Annotated in this window: 9 protein-coding genes; 6 read left to right on the plus strand and 3 right to left on the minus strand. The window is 40.7% G+C overall.

Translation table 11 applies throughout. The annotated features are described in order from the left end of the window. Positions 1-506: 506 nt before the first annotated feature. A complete protein-coding gene (locus ACM5Q9_RS14170) occupies positions 507-986 on the minus strand; it encodes an Lrp/AsnC family transcriptional regulator (RefSeq protein WP_418145399.1) in 480 nt (159 codons plus the stop codon). 147 nt (positions 987-1,133) lie between these two features. On the opposite strand from ACM5Q9_RS14170, the gene hppD reads away from it, so the two are divergent. Next, positions 1,134-2,246: a 4-hydroxyphenylpyruvate dioxygenase gene (hppD, locus tag ACM5Q9_RS14175; RefSeq protein WP_418145401.1), complete on the plus strand. Its 1,113-nt coding sequence runs from the start codon at positions 1,134-1,136 to the stop codon at positions 2,244-2,246. A 15-nt stretch (positions 2,247-2,261) separates the two neighbouring features. On the opposite strand, the gene ACM5Q9_RS14180 is transcribed toward hppD, so the two are convergent. After that, on the minus strand, positions 2,262-3,155 hold the full coding sequence (locus tag ACM5Q9_RS14180; RefSeq protein WP_418145403.1) for a LysR family transcriptional regulator ArgP: 894 nt from the start codon (positions 3,153-3,155) through the stop codon (positions 2,262-2,264). A 114-nt stretch (positions 3,156-3,269) separates the two neighbouring features. On the opposite strand from ACM5Q9_RS14180, the gene ACM5Q9_RS14185 reads away from it, so the two are divergent. Beyond that, positions 3,270-3,872: a LysE/ArgO family amino acid transporter gene (locus tag ACM5Q9_RS14185; RefSeq protein ID WP_418145404.1), complete on the plus strand. Its 603-nt coding sequence runs from the start codon at positions 3,270-3,272 to the stop codon at positions 3,870-3,872. A 6-nt stretch (positions 3,873-3,878) separates the two neighbouring features. Here ACM5Q9_RS14185 and msrA read toward each other — a convergent pair whose 3' ends face one another. Further along, entirely contained in the window at positions 3,879-4,409 is a 531-nt protein-coding gene (gene msrA / locus ACM5Q9_RS14190; RefSeq protein WP_418145406.1) for a peptide-methionine (S)-S-oxide reductase MsrA, read from the minus strand. Between the two features lie 126 nt (positions 4,410-4,535). Here msrA and ACM5Q9_RS14195 point away from each other — a divergent pair, with 126 nt between their 5' ends. The 4 genes from ACM5Q9_RS14195 to ACM5Q9_RS14210 form a co-directional block, all read left to right on the plus strand. Further along, entirely contained in the window at positions 4,536-5,894 is a 1,359-nt protein-coding gene (locus tag ACM5Q9_RS14195) for a site-specific integrase (protein ID WP_418145408.1), read from the plus strand. A gap of 18 nt (positions 5,895-5,912) precedes the next feature. Then, positions 5,913-6,368, plus strand: coding sequence for a hypothetical protein (locus ACM5Q9_RS14200; protein WP_418145410.1), 456 nt, complete (start codon positions 5,913-5,915; stop codon positions 6,366-6,368). 36 nt (positions 6,369-6,404) lie between these two features. Beyond that, positions 6,405-7,112, plus strand: a complete 708-nt coding sequence (locus tag ACM5Q9_RS14205; protein ID WP_418145412.1) for a lysozyme inhibitor LprI family protein — start codon at positions 6,405-6,407, stop codon at positions 7,110-7,112. A 95-nt stretch (positions 7,113-7,207) separates the two neighbouring features. After that, positions 7,208-7,419: hypothetical protein (locus tag ACM5Q9_RS14210; protein ID WP_418145414.1), on the plus strand; the 212-nt coding region annotated here is incomplete at its 3' end.

The raw sequence follows: 7,419 nt of genomic DNA on the forward strand, positions 1-7,419 counted from the left end.
GATTATGAAGCATGGGGTTTTGTTTGTCAACAACTATTTTAAAGTATTTTTAAAACCGTTCTTTTAAACTATCTGGCTAACCGCACCAGATCTACCTGCCCCACGTTGCCACTGACTAATCAAAACTTAGATTAACACACTGCCTTCGTTTCGCTTTTCGCTACTTGGCATTTAAGGGCAAACCCTAGTGCTGTTGCTGCGAAAGAATGTAACTATAGCGAACCAGCCCGCACCTTGGCAAGCTTTTTCTTGAAATATTTCGAGGTATTTTACACTAAATATCGCAAGCCATTGTTTTAATTGGTAATTGCCGTTTATCAGAATTTGTTTTTTTATCGCAACAATACAACATTAGCAGCTTTACCACCGTATAACAGACACGCAAAGCCAACACATTTATCCGGATACTGAAAAAGATCCTACCCAACTGCCTTATTTAATTTCCGCAGGCATTGTTATTACACTATTACTATCTCCCGTTCTTTTTTTTCAACATCCCTCTTCCTCTATTTAACATAAAGCATTTTGCTCTCTTTGATTTTTTGCAGCGCAAAACTGGATCGCATATCTACAACCGAAGGATGCTTCATCAGTACATTCATGGAGAAAGCGGAAAAAGCGGCCAGGTCTTTTACCTGCACTCTTAATATGTAATCCATCTCGCCCGACAGGGCATAACACTCGACGACCTCGGGCCACTTTTGCACATCACGGGCAAATGCCTCCATAGGTGCATGACTGCTGCCACTGACTTTATTCAAATGAATGGATACATAAGCAATCAATCCACAGCCGATTTTGTCGGGATCCACCATTGCGGTGTATCCTGTTATATATCCCTCATCTTCCAATCGCTTAACCCGGCGCAAGCAGGGGCTGGGTGACAGCGCTACGCGGTCAGCCAATTCCAGGTTACTGAGCTTCCCGTCGCGCTGTAATTCATTAATGATCTGCTTGTCTATCCTGTCCAGTTCATTTATTGGCATTTAATTTCCTAAATCTTAGATTAATTAGAATAATAATTTAAAAATACTTCCCCAAGGGAACTATTCGCAATTTTTGTTTATTCGCTTTTCATTAGAATATATTTGCGCTAAATGCTTAACAATGAACGAATACGATAGGAGATAATAATGAGCACTGAAACATTCACCCCATGGGAAAACCCAATGGGGACAGCCGGTTTTGAATTTATAGAATATACCGCCCCCGACCCTGAAGCACTGGGAAAGGTATTTACGTCCTTGGGCTTTAAAGCGATTGCCCGGCATCGCACCAAGAATGTCACGCTTTACCGCCAGGGTGAAATCAATTTTCTCATTAATGCCGAAGTAGATTCTTTTGCCCAGCGATTTGCCCGCCAGCATGGCCCCTCTATCTGTGCGATTGCATTTCGCGTCCAGGATGCTGCCAAAGCCTATAAACGCGCACTGGAATTAGGTGCCTGGGGCTTTGACTCAAAAAGCGGACCAATGGAACTGAACATTCCCGCCATTAAAGGTATTGGCGATTCACTGATTTATCTGGTTGATCGCTGGAAAGGCAAGGATGGGCATGGTGGAATTGGTGACATTAGTATTTATGATGTCGACTTCGAACCCATTAATTACGAAACTGCCAGCGAAGACCTGCACCACAAAGGCGCTGGCCTGGAAATTATTGACCACCTTACTCATAATGTACATAAGGGTCGCATGCAGGAGTGGGCGGAATTCTATGAGCGCCTGTTCAACTTCAAGGAAATCCGTTACTTTGACATTGAAGGAAAAGTAACCGGCGTCAAATCCAAAGCCATGACCTCGCCGTGTGGAAAAATCCGTATTCCCATTAATGAGGAAGGCACCGAAGAAAAAGGACAGATCCAGGAATATCTGGATTTATATCATGGTGAGGGCATTCAACACATTGCCCTGGGCACCAATAATATTTACGAAACGGTAGAGGCCTTAAGGAAAAACAGACTGACATTTCTGGATACGCCCGATACTTATTATGAGATGCTCAACCAACGACTGCCTAACCATAATGAAGACCTTGCCCGGCTGAAGCAAAACCGGATTCTGCTGGATGGTGGTCCCAACAACGACTTGCTTCTGCAAATCTTTACTGAGAACCAGATTGGTCCGATTTTCTTTGAGATTATCCAACGCAAAGGCAATGAAGGTTTTGGTGAAGGCAACTTCAAAGCGCTTTTTGAATCTATAGAACTGGACCAAATGCGCCGGGGCGTACTCAAACCGGCTTAATACAGAAAAAGGCCATTATTGAATCAGGATACTTTCAGCCTTGGCAACAACCTCTTTGCCCAGGGCCGAAAGCATCCAGGATTCCTGATCCCACTGGTGCCAATACAAAGGCACATCAATATATGCATTTGGCAAAACATTCATCAGCTCAGGCTGATCGACTTGCTTCAACATGGTATGCGGCACCATGCCATAACCCAAACCCAGACGGATCGCATCGGTAAATGGCTCTGAAGCAGGAATGTGATGACAGTAGCATTCATTTTGAGACATCCCCAAATATTTCTGCAGGAATTTTTCCTGCAACAAATCATGCCGATCAAAAACCAGGGTTGGCGCCCGCTTGGCGGTTTCCCTGCTAAAGCCACTTGAAAACCAGCGCTGCATGAAATCTTGGCTTGCCATCATGAAGTAACGCAAATTCCCCAGAAAACGACTGGAACACCCCCTCATTGCCTGCTGGTTGGACGATAGGGCGGCAACGACTCGCCCCTCTTCCATATGCCGGTGCGTCAAATCCTGATCAATGAGTTGAATGTTCAACAAAATCCGGTTTTTAATGATAAAGGCTGAAATTGCAGGCATGAACCACGAGCCGATTGAATCATTATTAAGTGAAATGCTTAATTCAAGAAATTGATTTGCTGATGGCACAAACTCCCGTTGAAAATCTTTGAGCAATAACTCTCTCTTCCTGACAAAATGAGCCAGCTTCATGCCTTGCCTGGTTGCGACACAAGGCCTGACCCGCTGAACCAACGGTGCCCCCATGGCATTTTCAAGGGCTCGGATACGTTGTGATACGGCCGCCGGGGTAATATTCAGTTTTTGCGCCGCCGCCTCAAAACTACCCGTTTCCAAAATAGCCATGAATGCCATTGTCTGCCGCGGATCAAAATCCTGAATCATCGGGCCACCTTAAATAATATTTAATATATATAAATTAAATTAAATTATATTTAAATATTCTCGGTTCCATTGCATACTTTATGCCCTTGAACCATTTTTGAACCGATTATTTCCATGAGCGCTTTTCTGGCAGGATTCCTGCTTTCTTTTTCCCTGATTATGGCAATTGGCTCGCAAAATGCCTTCATCCTTCGCCAAGGCCTGAAGGCAGAACATGTTTTCTGGGTCTGCCTGCTTTGCGCCATTTCTGATGCAATGCTTATTGGAATTGGCGTTGCCGGTTTCAGCCTGGTTTTGTCCCAATCGGGTTTCTGGCTGGCAGCCATTCGTTATTCCGGTGCCGCTTTCCTGTTTTTTTATGGATTGATGAATTTCATCTCGGCCATCAAGGGAACAAGCAGCCTGAATGCCAGCCAGCCCAACTCGCCCAGCAGTCTGAAAAAGACGCTCTTGATATGCCTGGCATTTACCTGGCTAAATCCGCATGTCTACCTAGATACCCTGCTCTTGATTGGTTCCGTTTCAACCCGCTACCCCGGCCAAGGACTGAATTTCTTTATTGGCGCCAGCCTGGCATCGCTTTTATTCTTCTTTTCATTAGGCTATGGCGCCCGCTTGCTACAACCTTTATTCAAGCGGGCAAAAGCCTGGCAAGTACTGGATGCCAGCACCGGTGTGATCATGTGGTGGATTGCAATTTCATTAATTGAATATTAAGTAACCTCAAGACGTTTTCAATTTGTCGGGGAAACGCCTGATGAACTTGTTTACTTTTTCTGAAACCACAAACGCACAATAGGGCTGATGAGGATTTCGCTCAAAATAATTGTCATGATAGGTTTCTGCCGGCCAAAACCTCGCTTTGGGTAATAGCTTGGTAACCACAGGGACACCAAGGCGATCTTGCAAGTGCTCTATATGCAAACGGGCAACTGCTTCCTGTTCCGGGCTTTGAAAAAAAATGGCCGAGGCATACTGTGGTCCCACATCATTACCCTGGCGATCAGGGGTGGTTGGATCATGGGTTTCGAAAAACACGCCCAGCAAATCATCAAAACCGATTTCCCGTGGATCAAACTCAATTTCAACAACCTCTATATGACCCGTGTTTTTCTCGCATACCTGCTCATAGGTAGGGTGATCTACATGACCGCCACAATACCCCGATTGCACGCGCATCACGCCACGCAAACGCTGGAACACTGCTTCAACACACCAAAAACACCCACCGCCAAGAACAATAGTTTCTGTCATTTTTATCTCCTAAGTCCTTGTTTTACAAGGGTTCACAGCCTTTTCAGCACAAAAACACCCACTGGCAATCATTGGTTGTTCACTGTAAAATTCACCTATCAAACAACCAAATTTTAGAGGTCAACTGTGGCAAGTTCACCAGTCAGAGGCATACAAGAAATCCAATGGACTCGCAAAGACGGAACTGTCGGAACTGCCTACCGTGTAAGGATAACCCGTAAAGACTTTAAGGGACAGAGATCAAAAGTTTTTGATAATTTCAATGAGGCAAAAGAGTATTTAACCCTATCCAAAACAGTCAGAGGAAAAAGGTTAATTTATTCGGTTGAACAGTCAGAAGAAGAAAAATATAAATTAGATAACGAAAATAGAAATAATTTCACTTTTGAACATTTCACAAGGTTGTACATTCGTGATTACATTGAAACAAAACCTTCTACAACTGAGCTACAAAGAAGGTCAAAAGCGAATATTATTTCTTTCTTCAATACCATTTTGAGAACTTCTATTCTTGATAGAACTAGCACCTATCAAGAAAAAGAAGAACTAGGCATTGGTGATCCAGAAAATCCAATTTATAAATTTTTTGGGACATATGACATTAGGAAGATCAATCCTATTGACATAAATAACTACATTAGAACAAGAAAACGAATGGGCATGAAGCCTATTAGCATTCAAAGAGAAATCACTCAAATTTCTAATGTATTCAACAAGGTCAAATATTTTTCTGAATTTCTGGAAGGTTTAAAAAATCCTTGTCGTGATTACGATAGGGATTTGATTAAAAATAACTCTCTCAAAAGAGAGCGATTTTTATCAGACGAAGAAATCAAATTTATATTTGACGACTTCAAAAATTATAGCAATCCAGAGCTTTACCAGATATGTAATTTGTCTTTAATAACCTCAATGCGAAGAAGTGAAGTAATCACTTTAAAGCAAGAGCAAGTTAAAGAAAATTACATTCAACTTATTCACACAAAGTCAGGTAAACCTAGAAAAGTTTATTTAACAAAAGAAGCTCAGGAATTTTTAGCTACTCTAAAACCGAAGACCAAAGACGGTCGATTCTTTACCTATACGATTACTGGTTTTGATCGAATTTTTAGGGCTCAGGTTTTAAGATTGAAACTTGATTTAAAGTTTCACGATTTTAGAAAAACCTCCATTTCAAGAACACTTTCAAAAGCTGACGGTAATAGTCTGCTTGTTGCAAATATTCTGGGCTTTTCTTCCGTTAGAAAATTTGACGAACTGCATGTTAGAAGTCGTTTAATGACCACCGATACACAATTAGGAGCATTGCGAACTTTTGGACATGACAATCCAGATATTACGAACAAACACTATCTTAGTCCGATTCTTGAAGAGGTGAACCATATCAAAAGGTTGAACCAACTAAGAGAAAAGCAACAGCAAAACACTATTAATTTAGAAGAAAAAGAAGAGCTTCTTCAACTTCTTTTAGTGCTTACCAAATGATCAATGAAGGAGAATTAAATGCCTAAAAATCTATCCACTCTATACGAGGAAGCTGGAAGAGCCTTACACAAAGCTCAACTTGTTGAATACAATCTGGTTTCTCTAATGATTCTATTCTCAAAGATAGAGATCTCAAAACCCATAGAAGCAGATCCAAACTATTGGTCAAAAAAGACATTAGGTCAGATTCTTAAAGAATCAATTAAATCAAACCCCATTCCAGAAGATACAAAATTGTTTCTTGAAACTCTATATGAAGCAAGAAACCACTTAGCTCACAAACTCTTTATGGACATTGATATGACCAATGAAGCTGGAATAGATCGAGCGATCCGCGAAGTCAGATATATGCAAGAGGTTTTTGATCGGGGTCATACCCTGATAGAGGAAATTATTAAAAATGTCGCCAAAAGTGAATTTTCCATAGATACAGATGAAATAAAAAGAGAAGCAACTAAGAAAGTATTAGGTTAATATTCAAACAACCATTAACGGAAGGCAGAACTTTCAATGTCAAAGAAAACAGTTAAAGTAATCGGATTTACCTTATTGACCACCATTTCAATGCTAGCCCATTCGGCTAGTTTCGATTGTCAAAAGGCAAAATCAGTTAACGAAAAATTAATTTGCCAAGATGAAGATCTTTCAAGATTAGATGATGAATTGGCAGTAATTTACAAGAATGCCATTGCAAAATCAGAAACCCCAAAAGATCTGATTACGAATCAAAGAACTGCATGGAAGCAACGAGAAAAAGAATGTTCGTCAAAATCATGTCTTCTTGATTGGTTTGAACAAAGAAAGGTTTTCTTTGGTACTGGCACTTCCACTCCTGTTAAAACAGCAAAACAGAATGCACCAGAACAGCCTAGTAAAAAAATAGAAGAGTCATTTCCTAACAATGTAAAAACAACATGGTCATACAAACCATTTGTAATTCTCTCAAGCAAGCTAGGCAAAGAAATGAGCGATGTTTCTATTGCAAAAAAATTCGTATGCAAATCACCTGCTGAAACATTGCAGGAATCTATGGAGTTGTTGCAGAACTATGATTTAGTTGATTCTAGTAAAACAGACGGCACATTGACTGTAACTTCATTCCGTGGAGTCCAACAAGGAAAAAGAGTAACCGTTTCACTAGCAGTTGACGAGCAAAGTCGCCCAAGAATAGTTCGATATATTTTAGTTGATGGAATGCCTGCTCTTAACTGCTACTGAAATTAAAAAACAAAGCCCCATTTCTGGGGCTTGATTTTTTTAGATAACCTGTTTTAATGAATAGTGACCAAACCAAAACAATAAAAAGGTGTCCTATGTCATTAAATATAAATAATAAATCCAGTCTTGTCAACAACTCAAATGAAGAATTCAGTTACTTCACATTAAATAAAAAAGTTTTCAATGAATTGATATTGACACCAAGACCAAAAAATACACTATTCCAAATTATGGTTCACCTTGCTTGTAAGGTCACTTATAAAAATGGGCTTGTTGGTGTACATAGTGAAATTCACAAATCAGGTCT

Origin of the sequence: Advenella sp. RU8, assembly GCF_048381675.1 — a bacterium.
Classification (GTDB): domain Bacteria; phylum Pseudomonadota; class Gammaproteobacteria; order Burkholderiales; family Burkholderiaceae_B; genus Advenella.

Bases quoted from the DNA above. Each gene is read 5' to 3' on its own strand.
- ACM5Q9_RS14180 (WP_418145403.1), bottom strand. From the start codon at position 3,155: ATGATTCAGGATTTTGATCCGCGGCAGACAATGGCATTCATGGCTATT.
- msrA (WP_418145406.1), bottom strand. From the start codon at position 4,409: ATGACAGAAACTATTGTTCTTGGCGGTGGGTGTTTTTGGTGTGTTGAA.
- ACM5Q9_RS14185 (WP_418145404.1), top strand. From the start codon at position 3,270: ATGAGCGCTTTTCTGGCAGGATTCCTGCTTTCTTTTTCCCTGATTATG.
- ACM5Q9_RS14170 (WP_418145399.1), bottom strand. From the start codon at position 986: ATGCCAATAAATGAACTGGACAGGATAGACAAGCAGATCATTAATGAA.
- ACM5Q9_RS14205 (WP_418145412.1), top strand. From the start codon at position 6,405: ATGTCAAAGAAAACAGTTAAAGTAATCGGATTTACCTTATTGACCACC.
- hppD (WP_418145401.1), top strand. From the start codon at position 1,134: ATGAGCACTGAAACATTCACCCCATGGGAAAACCCAATGGGGACAGCC.
- ACM5Q9_RS14200 (WP_418145410.1), top strand. From the start codon at position 5,913: ATGCCTAAAAATCTATCCACTCTATACGAGGAAGCTGGAAGAGCCTTA.